At 69.7% G+C, this 15,190-nt stretch carries 15 protein-coding genes and 1 pseudogene; 13 read left to right on the top strand and 3 right to left on the bottom strand.

The annotated features are described in order from the left end of the window. Window positions 1–3: 3 nt before the first annotated feature. From rpsB to ACJMNC_RS01925, 6 genes are all read left to right on the top strand, one after another. Complete coding sequence (gene rpsB / locus ACJMNC_RS01950; RefSeq protein WP_408946264.1) at window positions 4–813, top strand: 30S ribosomal protein S2; 810 nt, start codon at window positions 4–6, stop codon at window positions 811–813. 109 nt (window positions 814–922) lie between these two features. Next, the gene (tsf, locus tag ACJMNC_RS01945; protein WP_408946263.1) at window positions 923–1,747 is read left to right on the top strand and encodes a translation elongation factor Ts; all 825 of its coding nucleotides are present in this window, start codon (window positions 923–925) and stop codon (window positions 1,745–1,747) included. A 300-nt stretch (window positions 1,748–2,047) separates the two neighbouring features. Next, a complete protein-coding gene (gene pyrH, locus ACJMNC_RS01940; protein ID WP_408946262.1) occupies window positions 2,048–2,785 on the top strand; it encodes a UMP kinase in 738 nt (245 codons plus the stop codon). 81 nt (window positions 2,786–2,866) lie between these two features. Next, on the top strand, window positions 2,867–3,424 hold the full coding sequence (gene frr / locus ACJMNC_RS01935) for a ribosome recycling factor (RefSeq protein WP_408946459.1): 558 nt from the start codon (window positions 2,867–2,869) through the stop codon (window positions 3,422–3,424). After that, window positions 3,421–4,263: a phosphatidate cytidylyltransferase gene (locus ACJMNC_RS01930; protein ID WP_408946261.1), complete on the top strand. Its 843-nt coding sequence runs from the start codon at window positions 3,421–3,423 to the stop codon at window positions 4,261–4,263. Before frr ends, ACJMNC_RS01930 begins: the two co-directional genes overlap by 4 nt. Next, a complete protein-coding gene (locus ACJMNC_RS01925) occupies window positions 4,260–4,607 on the top strand; it encodes a hypothetical protein (protein ID WP_408946260.1) in 348 nt (115 codons plus the stop codon). The genes ACJMNC_RS01930 and ACJMNC_RS01925 overlap by 4 nt, the downstream gene beginning before the upstream one ends. Window positions 4,608–4,621: 14 nt before the next feature. Here the strand turns inward: ACJMNC_RS01925 and ACJMNC_RS01920 are convergent, their stop codons facing one another. Continuing rightward, entirely contained in the window at window positions 4,622–5,050 is a 429-nt protein-coding gene (locus ACJMNC_RS01920) for a lipopolysaccharide assembly LapA domain-containing protein (RefSeq protein ID WP_408946259.1), read from the bottom strand. Between the two features lie 85 nt (window positions 5,051–5,135). Between ACJMNC_RS01920 and rlmN the strand changes: the two genes are divergently transcribed. After that, window positions 5,136–6,242, top strand: a complete 1,107-nt coding sequence (rlmN, locus tag ACJMNC_RS01915; RefSeq protein ID WP_408946258.1) for a 23S rRNA (adenine(2503)-C(2))-methyltransferase RlmN — start codon at window positions 5,136–5,138, stop codon at window positions 6,240–6,242. An 81-nt stretch (window positions 6,243–6,323) separates the two neighbouring features. On the opposite strand, the gene ACJMNC_RS01910 is transcribed toward rlmN, so the two are convergent. Next, complete coding sequence (locus ACJMNC_RS01910) at window positions 6,324–6,587, bottom strand: DUF2631 domain-containing protein (protein ID WP_408946257.1); 264 nt, start codon at window positions 6,585–6,587, stop codon at window positions 6,324–6,326. 81 nt (window positions 6,588–6,668) lie between these two features. On the opposite strand from ACJMNC_RS01910, the gene dxr reads away from it, so the two are divergent. The 6 genes from dxr (at window position 6,669) to ACJMNC_RS01880 (ending at window position 14,380) form a co-directional block, all read left to right on the top strand. Next, window positions 6,669–7,844 (top strand): 1-deoxy-D-xylulose-5-phosphate reductoisomerase, encoded by a 1,176-nt coding sequence (dxr, locus tag ACJMNC_RS01905; RefSeq protein ID WP_408946256.1) that lies wholly within the window; start codon window positions 6,669–6,671, stop codon window positions 7,842–7,844. Window positions 7,845–7,917: 73 nt separating this feature from the next. Continuing rightward, window positions 7,918–9,129, top strand: a complete 1,212-nt coding sequence (locus ACJMNC_RS01900) for a M50 family metallopeptidase (protein ID WP_408946255.1) — start codon at window positions 7,918–7,920, stop codon at window positions 9,127–9,129. Window positions 9,130–9,309: 180 nt separating this feature from the next. Further along, window positions 9,310–10,461 (top strand): flavodoxin-dependent (E)-4-hydroxy-3-methylbut-2-enyl-diphosphate synthase, encoded by a 1,152-nt coding sequence (gene ispG, locus ACJMNC_RS01895; protein ID WP_408946254.1) that lies wholly within the window; start codon window positions 9,310–9,312, stop codon window positions 10,459–10,461. Between the two features lie 64 nt (window positions 10,462–10,525). Then, a complete protein-coding gene (locus ACJMNC_RS01890) occupies window positions 10,526–11,362 on the top strand; it encodes a GNAT family N-acetyltransferase (protein ID WP_408946253.1) in 837 nt (278 codons plus the stop codon). A 75-nt stretch (window positions 11,363–11,437) separates the two neighbouring features. Next, a complete protein-coding gene (locus tag ACJMNC_RS01885) occupies window positions 11,438–13,258 on the top strand; it encodes a penicillin-binding transpeptidase domain-containing protein (protein ID WP_408946252.1) in 1,821 nt (606 codons plus the stop codon). A 132-nt stretch (window positions 13,259–13,390) separates the two neighbouring features. Then, window positions 13,391–14,380, top strand: coding sequence for a hypothetical protein (locus ACJMNC_RS01880; RefSeq protein ID WP_408946251.1), 990 nt, complete (start codon window positions 13,391–13,393; stop codon window positions 14,378–14,380). 9 nt (window positions 14,381–14,389) lie between these two features. Here ACJMNC_RS01880 and ACJMNC_RS01875 read toward each other — a convergent pair. After that, window positions 14,390–15,167 (bottom strand): annotated as a pseudogene (locus ACJMNC_RS01875) (ABC transporter ATP-binding protein); the annotation flags it as partial. Window positions 15,168–15,190: the final 23 nt, after the last annotated feature.

Below are 15,190 nucleotides of genomic sequence, written 5' to 3'. Positions count from 1 at the left end.
TTCATGGCTGTCGTCACCATGAAGCAGCTGCTGGACAGCGGCGCCCACTTCGGTCACCAGACCCGCCGGTGGAACCCGAAGATGAAGCGTTTCATCTTCACCGACCGCAACGGCATCTACATCATCGATCTGCAGCAGACGCTGACCTACATCGATCAGGCCTACGAGTTCGTCAAGGAGACCGTCGCCCACGGCGGCACCATCCTCTTCGTCGGCACCAAGAAGCAGGCGCAGGAAGCGATCGCCGCCGAGGCGACTCGCGTCGGCATGCCGTACGTCAACCAGCGTTGGCTCGGTGGCATGCTCACCAACTTCAACACCGTGCACAAGCGTCTCCAGCGCATGAAGGAGCTGGAGACCATGGAGCAGACCGGTGGCTTCGAGGGTCGCACTAAGAAGGAAATCCTGATGCTGACCCGCGAGAAGAACAAGCTCGAGCGCACGCTCGGCGGTATCCGCGACATGGCCAAGGTGCCCTCCGCGGTGTGGGTCGTCGACACCAACAAGGAGCACATCGCCGTCGGTGAGGCGCGCAAGCTGAACATCCCGGTCGTTGCCATCCTCGACACCAACTGCGATCCGGACCTGGTGGACTACCCGATTCCGGCGAACGACGACGCCATCCGCTCGTCGGCGCTGCTGACCCGGGTGATCGCCTCCGCCGTGGCCGAGGGCCTGCAGGCCCGCGCCGGCAAGACCACCGGCGACGCCAAGCCGGAAGCCGGCGACGGCGAGCCGCTGGCCGAGTGGGAGAAGGATCTGCTGGTCGAGGCGAGCGCCCCGGCCGCCGAGGCGCCCGCCGCCTCCGAGTAAGCCCTCGCCCCGACGGCTTTCGTCACCCGCAAGAACCCTCAGCCGCTCAGACCCCCAGCCCGGGGGTCTGAGCGGACCGGACTTACCTCACCGAAGGAGGTCGCCACCGATGGCGAACTACACCGCAGCGGACGTCAAGCGTCTGCGCGAACTGACCGGCTCGGGCATGCTCGACTGCAAGAACGCCCTGGCGAACAACGACGGCGACTTCGACAAGGCCGTCGAAGAGCTGCGCATCAAGGGCGCCAAGGACGTGGGCAAGCGCGCCGAGCGCTCCACCGCCGAGGGTCTGGTCGCCGCCCGTGACGGCGTGATGATCGAGCTCAACAGCGAGACCGACTTCGTCGCCAAGAACGACGAGTTCCAGCAGCTCGCCGACGACATCCTGGGCGCGGCCATCGAGCTGCGCTCGAACGATGTGGACGCGCTGCTGGCCGCACCGCTCGGCGACGGCACCGTCGCCGCGGCGGTCGAGGCGCTCTCGGCCAAGATCGGCGAGAAGCTGGTCCTGCGCCGCGTCGCCGCCTACGACGGCGCAGTGGCCGTCTACCTGCACAAGCGTGCCTCGGACCTGCCGCCCGCCGTGGGCGTGCTGGTGCAGTACACCGGTGACGGCGACGCCGCCGCCGAGGCCGCCCGCGGCGCTGCCATGCAGGTCGCTGCGCTGCGCGCCAAGTACGCCAGCCGCGACGAGGTCCCGGCCGACGTGGTGGAGAACGAGCGCCGCATCGCCGAGGAGACCGCCAAGGCCGAGGGCAAGCCGGAGCAGGCCCTGCCGAAGATCGTCGAAGGCCGCGTCAACGGCTTCTACAAGGACGTCGTCCTGGTGGACCAGCCGTCGGTGACCGACTCCAAGAAGACGGTCAAGGCCATCCTGGACGAGGCCGGTGCCACCGTCACCGCCTTCACCCGCTTCGAGGTGGGCCAGTCCTGACAGCCGCCCCGGCTGCGGACCGACCGCAACACGCCCCGGCCCGGAACTCCCGCGTGGAGTTCCGGGCCGGGGTGCATCGGGGCCGGGGTGCATCGGGGCCGGGGTGTATCGGGGCCGGGGTGTGTAGCGGGATGCGGCGACGGTGACCGCCGGAGAGCGTTCCGCGACGCGCTCCACGGCCGGTCGGCGCCGCGCGGCGGACTTCTTCTAAGATGGACGGGATCGGTCCCGGCGTACCCCGTGTCGCCGGGACACCCGAATGTCCGGTTGGTCGCGGGCGATGTCGACGGAAGAGGGTCCATGAGTTCGCAGTCCCCGGTCAGTGCGCCGCGCGGCGGTTATCGGCGGGTACTTCTCAAGCTCGGTGGTGAGATGTTCGGCGGCGGCCAGGTGGGCCTGGATCCGGACGTGGTGGCCACCGTCGCCGACCAGATCGCCGAGGTGGTCTCGGACGGTGTTCAAGTGGGCATCGTGATCGGCGGCGGCAACTTCTTCCGCGGCGCCGAACTGCAGCAGCGCGGCCTCGACCGGTCCCGCTCGGACTACATGGGCATGCTCGGCACCGTCATGAACTGCCTTGCCCTGCAGGACTTCCTGGAGAAGCGCGGGGTCACCACCCGCGTCCAGACGGCCATCACCATGGGCCAGGTGGCCGAACCGTATCTGCCGCTGCGGGCCGTCCGTCATCTGGAGAAGGGGCGCGTGGTGATCTTCGGCGCCGGCATGGGCATGCCGTACTTCTCCACCGACACCACCGCGGCCCAGCGGGCGCTGGAGATCAAGGCCGAGGTGGTCATGCTGGCCAAGTCGGTCGACGGCGTCTACTCGGCCGACCCCCGGGTGCAGCCCGACGCGGAGCTGTTCACCGAGATCACCCACCGCGAGGTGCTGGAGAAGGAGTTGAAGGTGGCCGACGCGACCGCCTTCTCGCTCTGTATGGACAACAACATGCCGATTCTGGTGTTCAATCTTCTGCAGCGCGGCAACATCGCCCGGGCCGTGGCCGGCGAGCGGATCGGCACGCTCGTCGCCTCCTGACCCGGCACCCACGACCGTCGGCGCCCCTCAGGCGCCGCAGCACTGCACCACCACCCGCCACCCGACAGCGATAGGACCATGATGATCGACGACGCTCTGCTCGATGCCGAGGAGAAGATGGAGAAGGCCGTGGCGCATGCGCGCGACGACATGGCCTCCATCCGCACCGGCCGGGCCAATCCGGCCATGTTCAGCCGGGTGATGGTCGAGTACTACGGCACTCTCACCCCGATCACCCAGGTGTCGAGCATCAACACCCCGGAGCCGCGGCTGGTGGTGATCAAGCCGTACGAGCAGCAGCTGATGAGCGAGATCGAGACCGCCATCCGCAACTCGGATCTGGGCGTGAATCCCACCAACGACGGGAACGTGATCCGGGTGGCCATCCCGCAGCTCACCGAGGAGCGCCGCAAGGATCTCGGCAAGCAGGCGCGCGGCAAGGGCGAGGAGGCCAAGATCGCGGTCCGCAACATCCGCCGCAAGGCCGTCGACGAGCTCAAGCGCATCCAGAAGGACGGCGAGGCCGGCGAGGACGAGGTCACCCGCGCCGAGAAGGAACTCGACAAGACCACGCACGGCTACACCGAGCAGATCGACGAACTGGTCAAGAACAAGGAAGCCGAGCTGCTCGAAGTATGACCGCACAGCCGCAGCAGAAGACCTCCAAGGCCGGGCGGGACCTGCCGGCGGCGATCGGCGTCGGCGTCCTCCTCGGTGGCGGCGTCATCGCCGTCCTGCTTCTGGCGCCGCGCGTCTGGTTCGGCGTGGTGGCGGTGGCCCTGGCCATCGCCACCTGGGAGGTCTGCAAGCGGCTGCGCGAGGGCGGCTACCGGGTCGCCGAGATCCCGCTGCAGCTGGGCACTCAGGCGATCATCTGGTCCACCTGGCCGTGGGGGATGACCGGCGCACTGGTGTCGCTGGCCATCACCGGCCTGGCGATCATGGTCTACAAGCTCTTCGCGCAGGGGCTGACGACGCCCCCGGAGAACTACACCCGCGATGTGGCGATGTCGCTGCTGGTCCTGATCTGGCTGCCGCTGATGGGCGCCTTCGCCGTCGACCTGGTTCAGCAGGATCAGGGTGCTCAACGGGTGTTCACCATGATGATCGTGGTGGTCTGCTCGGATGTGGGCGGCTACACCGCCGGCGTGCTCTTCGGCAAGCATCCGATGGCCCCGGCGATCAGTCCCAAGAAGTCCTGGGAGGGGCTGGGCGGATCGCTCGTCGCCGGCACCGTGGGCGCGGTGTGCTGTGCACAGTGGATGCTCGAGACCCACTGGTGGGTGGGTCTGGTGCTGGGCCCGGTTCTGGTGATCGTGGCGGCCACCGGGGACCTGGTGGAGTCGCAGATCAAACGCGACCTGAACATCAAGGACATGGGAGCCCTACTGCCCGGCCACGGCGGCATCATGGACCGGATCGACTCCATCCTGCCGTCCACCCTGGTCACCTGGGGCATCCTCGCCGCACTGCTGTGAGCGGGGTGCCCGGGCACTGGATCGCCCACCGACGTGCCGACGGCGAACTGGTCGGCTGGATCGACATGACCTCCGCCGCGCCGGATCTCATTCCCGTCGACCGGCTCGGCCGCCCCATGCCGGCGGTGGCCGACTGGGTCGCCGCCGAGGAGCGGATCGAGGAGATCGGACTGGGCTTCCTGACCGGTGCATTCGGTTATCGCGGCCGGCGAGTGCGGATCCGCACGGTCGACGACGAGCACATCGTGGTGACCACCGCGCTCACCGATGCGGTCGGGGACCTCGGGGAGGAGTACGTGCTGCCCTTCCCGGCCGGCGACGAGCTCACCGAAGCGCCGGACTGACCCGGCCGAACCGGCTACTTCTTCCGCTTCTTCGCGGGTTTACCGACCTTCTTCAGCGCCCGGTTCAGTTCGACGATGCGGGCGCCGGCCACCGCCATGGTGAGAATCGCGCCGAGCAGGGCCGCGATCAGCAGACTCACGCCCACCGGCAGGTCCACCTTGCCGAAGACCAGATCGATCTCCTGGGAGTCGCCGTTCTGGATGATGAACACCAGCAGCAGGACCGCCACCACCACGCCGACGATCCAGCCCAGGTAGGTCGCCCGCGACCGGGTGTGTTTGACCTTCGCCGCGGCCCGCTGAGCATCCCGCAGCAGGAAGTTCTCGTCATGCTGATCTGCGGCGTGCTGATCGGCAACATGCTGATCGGCGGGGGCCGGAACCGGTTCGGGGGCGCCGGCGGGGCCCGCGGTGGGATCGGTGTGGGGGTCCGGAGTGCTCATCTGCCCATCATGGCACGCGCACCCGGGCATCTCCGGTGTACACGCGTGGTCCGGACCGGCGCGTCGCCCGTGCGAGAATGGATCCATGACGTCTCTCCCGTTGGTGTTCGACGCGCCCCGGCGCGGGCGTCCTCCGAAGCACTTCGCCGACCTCGACGAGGCCGGCCGCCTCGCGGCCGCCGCCGACCTCGGGCTGCCCAAGTTCCGGGCGAATCAGCTGGCCAAGCACTACTTCGGCCGGCTCACGGCCGACGTCGAGGAGATGACCGACCTGCCGGCCGGCCTGCGCGGCGAGCTCGGCGCCCAGCTCTTTCCGGAGCTGATGACCCCGGTGCGCCAGATCTCCTGCGACGACGGCTCCACCCGCAAGACCCTGTGGCGCCTGCACGACGGAACGCTGCTCGAGTCGGTGCTGATGCGCTACACCGACCGCAATACGCTGTGTATCTCCTCACAGGCCGGCTGCGGCATGGCCTGCCCGTTCTGCGCCACCGGTCAGGGCGGTCTGGAACGGAATCTGTCCACCGCCGAGATCGTCGACCAGGTGCGGGCGGCGGCCCGCTCACTGCGCGACGGCGAGCTCGGCGAACCCGGACGGCTCTCGAACGTGGTCTTCATGGGCATGGGTGAGCCGCTGGCCAACTACAAGCGGGTGGTCGACGCCGTCCGCCGGATCACCTCACCGGTGCCGGACGGGCTGGGCATCTCGGCCCGCTCGGTGACGGTCTCGACGGTGGGCCTCGCACCGGCCATCCGGCGGCTGGCCGACGAGGGGCTGTCGGTGACGCTGGCGGTGTCCCTGCACACCCCGGACGACGAACTGCGCGACACCCTGGTGCCGGTGAACAACCGCTGGCCGGTCTCCGAGGTGCTCGAGGCCGCCCGCTATTACGCCGACCGCACCGGACGCCGGGTGTCGATCGAATACGCGCTGATCCGGGACGTCAACGATCAGCCGTGGCGGGCCGATCTGCTGGGTGCGAAGCTGCACAAGGCACTGGGCTCACTGGTGCACGTCAATCTGATTCCGCTCAATCCCACGCCGGGCTCGGAGTGGGATGCGAGTCCGAAGCCGGCGGAACGCGAGTTCGTCCGCCGGGTGCGTGAGCAGGGCGTCTCGTGCACCGTCCGGGACACTCGCGGTCAGGAGATCGCCGCGGCCTGCGGTCAGCTGGCGGCCGAAGAGGCGTAGAGCCGCGCCGGCCCCGGGCAGAAGAACGCTCCCGCATCCGGGCGGAGGCGGGAGCGTTGCGCGTGGGACGGGAGACGCCGGTCAGCGTTTCCAGGCGTTCTTGCGGGGAATCATCTTGTAGCCCGCGTACAGGATCAGCACGCCGCCGATGACGCCGAGCCAGATGTCCTCCACGTGGCCGACGTGGTTGCCGACGAACATGCAGAACAGAATGATGCCGACGACGAAGGCGCTGACGGCGTAGGTGCGCGGGGCGGTGCCGGACCAGCCGAAGCGGGCCGAAGGGGCGTCGGGATCCTCGCGAACCCAGCCGGTATCGATCTGCTCGACCTCAGTGCTTGCCACGTCCACTCCTCATGCAATCCGTCGGGTATGACGACCGGTAGTAGTCAGGGTCTCAGCATAACCCGTCGGCGGTGCGCGACAATGACCGGTGTGACCAAACGCGTGTTGATTCTCGGTTCCACCGGATCCATCGGAACTCAGGCCCTGGAGGTGATCGCCGAGCACCCGGAACGCTTCGAGGTGGCCGGACTCGGCGCGGGAGGCTCCAACCTGCCTCAGCTCACCGCGCAGGTGCGCAGCCTGGGCCTGCGCCCCGAACAGGTGGCCGTCGCCGATCCGGCTGCGGCACAGGAGCTTTCCCGGGAACTCGGGGGAGCGGTGCACAGCGGGCCGGAGGCCATGGTCGGGCTGATCGAGGCGGCGCCGGCCGATGTGGTGCTCAACGGGGTGGTCGGGTCGATCGGACTGGGTCCGTCGCTGGCCGCCCTCGATTCCGGGGCCCGGCTGGCGCTGGCCAACAAGGAGTCCCTGGTGGCCGGCGGGTCGCTGGTGCTGGCGGCGGCGGCGCCCGGCCAGATCGTGCCGGTGGACTCGGAGCATTCGGCCATCGCCCAGTGCCTGCGCGGCGGCACCGCGCAGGAGGTGGACCGGCTGGTCCTCACCGCCTCCGGCGGCCCGTTCCGCGGCTGGACCGCCGAGCAGGTGCGGGAGGTGACCCCGGAGCAGGCCGGCAAGCACCCCACCTGGTCGATGGGGCCGATGATCACCCTCAACTCGGCGACCCTGGTGAACAAGGCGCTCGAAGTGATCGAGGCGCACCTGCTCTTCGGCGTGCCCTACGACCGGATCGACGTGACCGTGCATCCGCAGTCCATCGTGCATTCGATGGTGACCTTCGTCGACGGCGCGACCATCGCCAAGGCCTCGCCGCCGTCGATGAAGCTGCCGATCGCACTGGCGCTGGGCTGGCCCGACAGGGTGCCCGGCTCGTCGGCCCCGTGCGACTTCACCACGGCCGCGCAGTGGACCTTCGAACCGGTCGACGAGGAGGTCTTCCCGGCCATCGCGCTGGCCCGCCGCGCCGGTGAGGCCGGCGGCAGTCTGACCGCCGTCTTCAACGCGGCCAACGAGGCGGCCGCCGAAGGCTTCTTCGCCGGCGCCATCGCTTTCCCGCGTATCGTCGGGATCATCGGCGACGTGCTGGCGGAGGCCGATCAGTGGCGCACCGAGCCGGGTAGTGTGGACGAGGTGCTGGCAGCGGACAGGTGGGCCCGGGAACGGGCCGCGGCCCTGGTCGCCGCCGCAGCCCGGGCGTGAGCGCCCGGCGCCGACCCCCACGATCACCCGAGCGGTCCGGACCGCTCGAGCACAGTAAGGCAGGACACCGGAAGTGAGCTTCGTCCTCGGGGTGGTGCTGTTCGCCGCGGCGCTGGTGATCTCGGTGGGCTGGCACGAGGCCGGCCACATGTGGGCGGCACAGCTGACCGGTATGAAGGTGCGCCGCTACTTCATCGGCTTCGGCCCCACCCTCTGGTCCACCCGGCGCGGCGAGACCGAGTACGGCTTCAAGGCGATTCCGGCCGGCGGTTTCTGCGACATCGCCGGCATGACCCCGTACGACGAGCTCGCCGAGGAGGACCGCGAGCGGGCCATGTACCTCCAGCCGACCTGGAAACGACTGGTGGTGCTGGCGGCCGGTCCGTTCCAGAACTTCCTGCTCGGCTTTGTGCTGGTGGTGGTCCTCGGGCTGGGCTGGGGTCTGCCGATTCTGGGCAACCAGCCCGTGACCGTCGCCGCCATGGAATGCGTGGCGCCGTCGAGTCAGCCGGACGGCACCCTCGATCCGTGCACCGGACCGGCCCCGGCCGCGCAGGCCGGACTGCAGACGGGGGACCGGATCCTGGCCGTCGACGGGCACACCGTGAGCAGCCGCGGAGATCTGATCAGCAAGGTGCAGGCCAGCGCCGGTGCCTCGGTGGATCTGACGATCGAACGGGACGGGCACCGCAGCCGGCTGCAGCTGCCGGTCCAGCAGGTGCAGCGGATGGTGCAGGACTCCGAGGGCACCCGCTACAGCGCCACCGTCGGGGCGATCGGGGTGACCCTGGACACCGAGACCATCCGGCACTACAATGCCGTCACCGTCTGGGGCGGGGCGATCGGCTTCACTGGCGACATGTTCCGGGAGACCTGGAACGCGCTGCTGTCGCTGCCGTCCAAGGTGGACGACCTGTGGCAGGCGGTGACCGGCGGCGATCGCGGCGACGACACCCCGGTCAGCGTCGTCGGCGCCTCCCGGCTCGGCGGTGAGGCCGTCGAACGCGGCTACTGGGACATGTTCCTCGGACTGCTGCTGAGTGTGAACTTCTTCCTCGGCGCCTTCAATCTGGTGCCGCTGCTGCCGCTGGACGGCGGGCACATGGCGATCGCCCTCTACGAGAAGCTCCGCGACACCGTCCGGCGCCGGCGGGGCAAGATCAAGGGCGGTCCGGTGGACTACTACAAACTGATGCCGGTCACCTACACGGTGGTGGTGGTCATGGGCGCCTTCATGATCCTCACCGTCACCGCCGACATCATCAATCCCATCCGGGTGTTCTGACCGCATGACCGGATCGGGGGCATCGGCGACGTGGCGCAGGCCTCAACGGGGGCGATCGCCGGTGCCGGTTCTGCGGGTACCATCGAGGACGTGCCCCGCCGGGCGCCCGCTGTCGTTCTGCCCACGCCGGCGCCGCGTCCGGGACCGGTGGGCGATCCGCTGACAAGGAGTGATGTGCACGTGGCTGAACCGATCGGTCTCGGAATCCCGGTGGCCCCGGCGGTGCTGTCTCCGCGCCGGAAGACCCGGCAGATCATGGTCGGCTCGGTGGGGGTCGGCAGCGACCACCCGATCTCGGTGCAGTCCATGTGCACCACGCCCACGCACGACGTGAACGCGACGCTGCAGCAGATCGCGCAGCTCACCGCCTCCGGCTGCGACATGGTCCGGGTGGCCTGCCCGCGCAACGAGGACGCCGAGGCGCTGCCGGCCATCGCCCGTAAGAGCAAGATCCCGGTGATCGCCGACATCCACTTCCAGCCGAAGTACATCTTCGCGGCGATCGACGCCGGCTGTGCCGCGGTGCGCGTGAACCCGGGCAACATCAAGGAGTTCGACGGCCGGGTCAAGGAGGTCGCGAAGGCGGCCGGTGACGCCGGCATCCCGATCCGCATCGGTGTCAACGCCGGATCGCTCGACAAGCGCCTGCTGGAGAAGTACGGCAAAGCCACCCCGGAGGCGCTGGTCGAGTCGGCGTTGTGGGAGGCGAGTCTGTTCGAGGAACACGGATTCGGCGACATCAAGATCTCGGTGAAGCACAACGATCCGGTGATCATGGTCGAGGCCTACCGCCAGCTCGCCGCCGCCTGCGACTACCCCCTGCACCTGGGCGTCACCGAGGCCGGTCCGGCCTTCCAGGGCACCATCAAGTCCGCGGTGGCCTTCGGCGCGCTCCTCTCCGAGGGCATCGGCGACACCATCCGGGTGTCGCTGTCGGCGCCGCCGGCCGAGGAGATCAAGGTCGGCGACGCCATCCTGCAGTCGCTGAACCTGCGTCCCCGGAAGCTCGAGATCGTCTCCTGCCCGTCGTGCGGGCGGGCCCAGGTGGACGTCTACAAACTGGCCAACGAGGTGACCGCCGGGCTCGAGGGCATGGAGGTGCCGCTGCGTGTCGCGGTGATGGGCTGCGTCGTCAACGGCCCGGGAGAGGCCCGGGAGGCCGATCTCGGTGTGGCCTCGGGCAACGGCAAGGGGCAGATCTTCGTCAAGGGCGAGGTGATCAAGACCGTGCCGGAGGCGCAGATCGTGGAGACTCTGATCGAAGAAGCGCTGCGCATCGCCGAAGAGTCGGGGGACACTGGAGGTGGCGCCCCGGTGGTGACCGTCGGCTAGCCGCCTCCGGTCCGCCGGACTCCGGTGCGGCAGCGGTGCTTTCAGACGCGATCAGGAGGTGAGGATGCTCGGTTTGCTGGGAGACAAGCCTCTCGGCTCGCGCGATGCGGCGGCCGTGACGCGGGCCCTCGACGCCGACCCCGTCTCCACCTGCATGGTGGCCGCCCGGGTGGAGGCCTACGGACTGGCCCCGCGCTTCCTCGGCGGCGAACTCTGGACGGCCTCGGCCCCGGAGGACTCGCTGTGCTTCTCCGGCGCCAACCTGATGCCCCTGTCCGGGACGCCGGGGCAGCTCGACTACTTCGCTGAGCGGGCGCTGGCCTCACCGCGGCAGTGCACGTCGGTGGTCGGCGACGCCGGACTGGCGATGGGGCTGTGGGAGCGACTGGCGCCCGCCTGGGGTCCGCCCCGTGAGATCCGGGACTGTCAGCCGCTGCTCGCCCTCGACGGCGGTCCGGCCGTCGAACCGGATCCGCAGGTGCGGCTGGTCACCGCCGCCGACATGGACGCGTACTTTCCCGCGGCGGTCGAGATGTTCATCGGTGAGGTGGGCGTGGACCCGCGACTCGGCGACGGCGGCCGCTCGTACCGGCGCCGGCTGGCCACCCTGATCTCTGCCCGCCGGGTCTTCGCCCGGTTCGACGACGGTCGGGTCAGCTACAAGGCCGAGATCGGTTCGCTGTCGCGCAAGGTGGGCCAGGTGCAGGGGGTCTGGGTGGATCCGGAACTGCGCGGCCGCGGACTCGGCGCTGCCGGAACCGCCGCCGTGGCCGCCGCCATCGCCCGGCAGGGCCGCACGGCGAGCCTCTATGTGAACGGCTTCAACACCGCCGCCCGGGAGACCTACCGCAGGGTGGGCTTCGCGCAGGTCGGCACCTTTGCGACGGTGCTCGTCGACTGAGCGGCCCGGCGCGGCGCGGACCTGCGGCCGTGTCCTTTGCCCGCAGCCGGCGCTGCGTCTGAAAAGATCGAGACGATGCGAGCATTCGAACGGGCCGGCCGGGCCGGACTGGGACTGCTGCTGGCCGTGGTGCTGGCGGTGGGACTGGTCGCCTGCGGCAGCGACGAGGACGGCCCGCGCGATGTGGCGACCGCCTTCCTCGACGACTTCGCCGACCGGGACCTCGCGGCGGCGGCCGCCAAGACCACCGCACCCGAGCGCGCCGAACCCTTCCTCGAGGCGGCCTGGTCGGGACTGCAGGCCACCGGGCTCGACACCCGGGTGGGCCGGGTCCGGATGGATCACGACATCGCCGACGTCGACATCACCTACACCTGGACCCTGCCCGGCGACGAGAAGTGGAAGTACGACGCCTCGCTGACGATGGGCCGCAGTGACACCGGCTGGGCGGTGCGCTGGTCGTCGACCGACGTCCACCCGGAACTCGGCGCCGATCAACGGCTGGCACTGAACACCTATGCCGCACCGCGGGCGGCGGTCAACGAGTCCGACGGCTCCGAGGTGATGGGCGACGGCACGATCGTCGCGATCAGCTTCGATGCCAAGGCGGCCCAGGACAAGGGCGTCTCCCCGTTCGAGTCCGTGCAGCGCATGGTGGCGGTGCTCGGCCCGCTGCTCCCGGGCCTGGACGCCCAGGCGATCACCGAGAAGGCGACGGCCGCCCCGGATCCGCTGCCGATCGGCCGGATCTCCGAGGCCGACTACAACCGGCTGCGCGATCAGCTGGCCGTACCGGGAGTGATCACCCAGGACCAGGCCGTACTCACCGCGCGCGACCCGAGGTTCGCCTCGGCGGTGCTCGCCCAGGTCAAGACGGCCGTCAACGATGAGATCGGCGGACAGCCGGGCCGGCGGATCACAGTCCTGAATCCCAACGGCCTGGTCGCCGACGTGCTCGACGATCAGCCGGCCACCCCGGCGCCGGCGGTGTCGCTGACCCTGTCGCGGACCGTGCAGAACGCCGCGCAGCAGGCGGTCGATGCGATCGGCAAACAGACCATGATGGTGGTGATGCAGGCCTCCACCGGAAAGCTGCTGGCCATCGCGCAGAACCCGGCCGCCGACAAAGGCGGCCTGCTGGCCACCATGGGCAGCTATCCGCCCGGCTCGACCTTCAAGATGGTCACCGCCGCGGCGGGCATGTCCGGCGGGCTGACCGATCCCGGCGCATTGGTGCCCTGCCCCGGGGAGATCCAGATCGGACCACGCGTCATCCCCAACTACGACCGGTTCTCGCTGGGCACGGTCTCGCTGGAGCGGGCCTTCGCGAACTCCTGCAACACCACCTTCGCCGAGCTGGCCAGCCGGATGGGCCCGTCCGATCTGGCGCATGCCGCGGCCGCGATGGGTCTCGGCGCACAGTACGAGATCGCCGGTATCGAGTCCAAGTCCGGTTCGGTGCCGATCGAGCCGGATCTGGTTCTCCGGGCCGAGGACGGCTTCGGGCAGGGCACCGTGCTCGCCTCGCCGCTGGGCATGGCGCTGGTCGCGGCCACCGCCGCGACCGGAAAGCCTCCGGTGCCCTACCTGATCGAAGGCCGGAAGACCGCCGTCGTCGGCCCGCGACCGGACCTGAAAGCCGATGTCTACCAGCAACTCCGACCGATGATGCGGGCGGTGGTCACCGAGGGCACCGCCACCTCGATCGCGGGATCGGGACCGGTCTTCGGCAAGACCGGCGAGGCGGAGGTCGACGGCGGATCGCACGCCTGGTTCGCGGGCTATCGCGGCGACCTGGCCTTCGCGACGCTGATCGTGCTCGGCGGCGACTCGACCAATGCGGTGAATGTGACCCGCGACTTCTTCAGCCTGCTGCCCGGTGGCTACCGGCCCTGACCGCGACGCCGCGAACCCGGACATATCGACCCCCGGGGTGACGGTGTTCATTCGTTCGGGGGAGGGTCGGCGCGCGTCCGTGCGGGTGCGCCGGGTATGTTCGGACCGAATTACCGACGAAAGGACGGCCGAATGACCGGCACCGGAGGCCAGCAGTGGGGCCAGAACCCCCAGCAGCCGAACCAGGGGGGAGCGCCGTACGGCCAGCAGAGCCCGCAGTACGGTCAGCCTGCCCAGCAGCAGCAGCCCCAGTACGGACAGCAGCAGGCCGGCTACGGTCAGCAGCAGGCCGGTTACGGTCAGCAGGCTCCTCAGTACGGTCAGGCGCAGACACCGCAGTACGGGCAGCAGCCGCAGTACGGCCAGCAGGCCTACGGGCAGCAGAACGCGGGCACGGATCTGTTCAGCGGTCCCAAGCCCAAGGAGGCCCCGGCCCTCTACGCCGTCGCGGGGTTCGGCATTCTCGCCTTCATCTCGGCCTTTCTGCCGTGGGCCAGCTGGGATGTGTCCAGCTCCGTGATGGGGGCCACCTTCAGCGACAGCGGCTCGGTGTCCGGGACCGACGGCAGTGACGGCGTCGTCACCCTGCTCTTCGGCCTGATCGCGGCCGCGTTGGCGGCAGCCGCCGTCTTCCTGTGGACCAAGACCCCGCAGCTGCGGCTGGCCGCGGCGGGCGGCGCCCTGGCCGCAGGCCTGATCATCGCCGGTCTGGCCATCGCCGACCTCGCCGACGCCGCCGACATGGCCGATGTGCCGGCCGGGTCGGGCGTCGACGTCGACGCCGGTGCATCGTTCGGTCTGTATCTGACTCTGGTCGCCGGTCTCGGTCTGCTCGCCGCCGGCGGCTACGCGCTGTACGTGGTGCTCGAAGAGCGCAAGCAGCACCCGGCACAGGCCGCCGGGTACGCCGCCGCCCAGCAGGCCCAGCAGCAGTACGGTCAGCAGGCCCAGCAGCAGTACGGTCACCAGGCTCAGCAGCAGTACGGCCAGGCCCAGCAGTACGGTCAGCAGGCCCAGCAGTATGGTCAGCAGCCGTACCTGGGACAGCAGGCCCAGCAGTACGGCCAGCAGCAGTACCCCGGTCAGCAGCAGTACCCGGGACAGCAGTACCCGTCGCGCTGATCACAGCGATCACTCACGCCGACGGCCGGTCCCGGAGCGGGGCCGGCCGTCGGCGTTGTGGTCTCGAGGGGGTCGGCGCCAGCGGGTCGGCGTCAGAGGGTCTGCGTCAGTCGCGCCGCGGCGTGATGATCAGTTCACCGGTCTCCGGGTGCGGTACCACCGACACCGGATGATCGTAGGTCCGGCCGAGCAGGTCGGCGGTCATCACCTCGCCGACGGTGCCGGTGGCCAGCAGAGTGCCCTGCTTCATCAGCGCGATCCGGTCGGCGTAGGCCGCGGCCAGCGACAGATCGTGCACCACCAGCACGACGGTGATGCCGTCGGCGGCCTTGCGCCGCAGGATCTGCAGCACCTGTTCGCTGTGCCCGATGTCCAGGGCGGCCGTGGGCTCGTCGAGCAGCATCACCGGGGCGTCCTGGGCCAGGGCCCGGGCCACCGAGACCCGGGCCTGCTGGCCGCCGGAGAGCTCCGGGAACGGGCGGGTGAGCAGCTCGCCGATCTGGCAGGCGGCCACGGCATCGTCGATGATCTCCTCGTTGAGCCGCGCCTGGGGGGTGCGCGTCCACGGGTAGCGGCCCAGTTCGACCACCTCGCGCACCGTGAACGGGGTGTCGATGCGGTTGGTCTGCGTGACCATCGACCGGTAGCGGGCCAGATCGCGCATGGACAGGGCGTCCACCGGCTGCTCGCCGATGTGCACCGAGCCGGATTCGGGGGAGCGGATACCCGCCAGGACGGACAGCAGCGTCGACTTGCCGCAGCCGTTGGGCCCGACCAGGGCCAGGATTCAGCTGCGACGACAGGCAGGAC

Origin of the sequence: Gordonia sp. VNK21, from assembly GCF_046098115.1 — a bacterium.
Lineage (GTDB): Bacteria > Actinomycetota > Actinomycetes > Mycobacteriales > Mycobacteriaceae > Gordonia.
Note: the sequence above shows the minus strand (reverse complement) of the source record. Positions and strands in the feature narration are given on the sequence as shown.

Bases quoted from the DNA above. Each gene is read 5' to 3' on its own strand.
- rpsB (WP_408946264.1), top strand. From the start codon at position 4: ATGGCTGTCGTCACCATGAAGCAGCTGCTGGACAGCGGCGCCCACTTC.
- tsf (WP_408946263.1), top strand. From the start codon at position 923: ATGGCGAACTACACCGCAGCGGACGTCAAGCGTCTGCGCGAACTGACC.
- pyrH (WP_408946262.1), top strand. From the start codon at position 2,048: ATGAGTTCGCAGTCCCCGGTCAGTGCGCCGCGCGGCGGTTATCGGCGG.
- frr (WP_408946459.1), top strand. From the start codon at position 2,867: ATGATCGACGACGCTCTGCTCGATGCCGAGGAGAAGATGGAGAAGGCC.
- ACJMNC_RS01930 (WP_408946261.1), top strand. From the start codon at position 3,421: ATGACCGCACAGCCGCAGCAGAAGACCTCCAAGGCCGGGCGGGACCTG.
- ACJMNC_RS01920 (WP_408946259.1), bottom strand. From the start codon at position 5,050: ATGAGCACTCCGGACCCCCACACCGATCCCACCGCGGGCCCCGCCGGC.
- rlmN (WP_408946258.1), top strand. From the start codon at position 5,136: ATGACGTCTCTCCCGTTGGTGTTCGACGCGCCCCGGCGCGGGCGTCCT.
- dxr (WP_408946256.1), top strand. From the start codon at position 6,669: ATGACCGGTGTGACCAAACGCGTGTTGATTCTCGGTTCCACCGGATCC.
- ACJMNC_RS01890 (WP_408946253.1), top strand. From the start codon at position 10,526: ATGCTCGGTTTGCTGGGAGACAAGCCTCTCGGCTCGCGCGATGCGGCG.
- ACJMNC_RS01885 (WP_408946252.1), top strand. From the start codon at position 11,438: ATGCGAGCATTCGAACGGGCCGGCCGGGCCGGACTGGGACTGCTGCTG.
- ACJMNC_RS01880 (WP_408946251.1), top strand. From the start codon at position 13,391: ATGACCGGCACCGGAGGCCAGCAGTGGGGCCAGAACCCCCAGCAGCCG.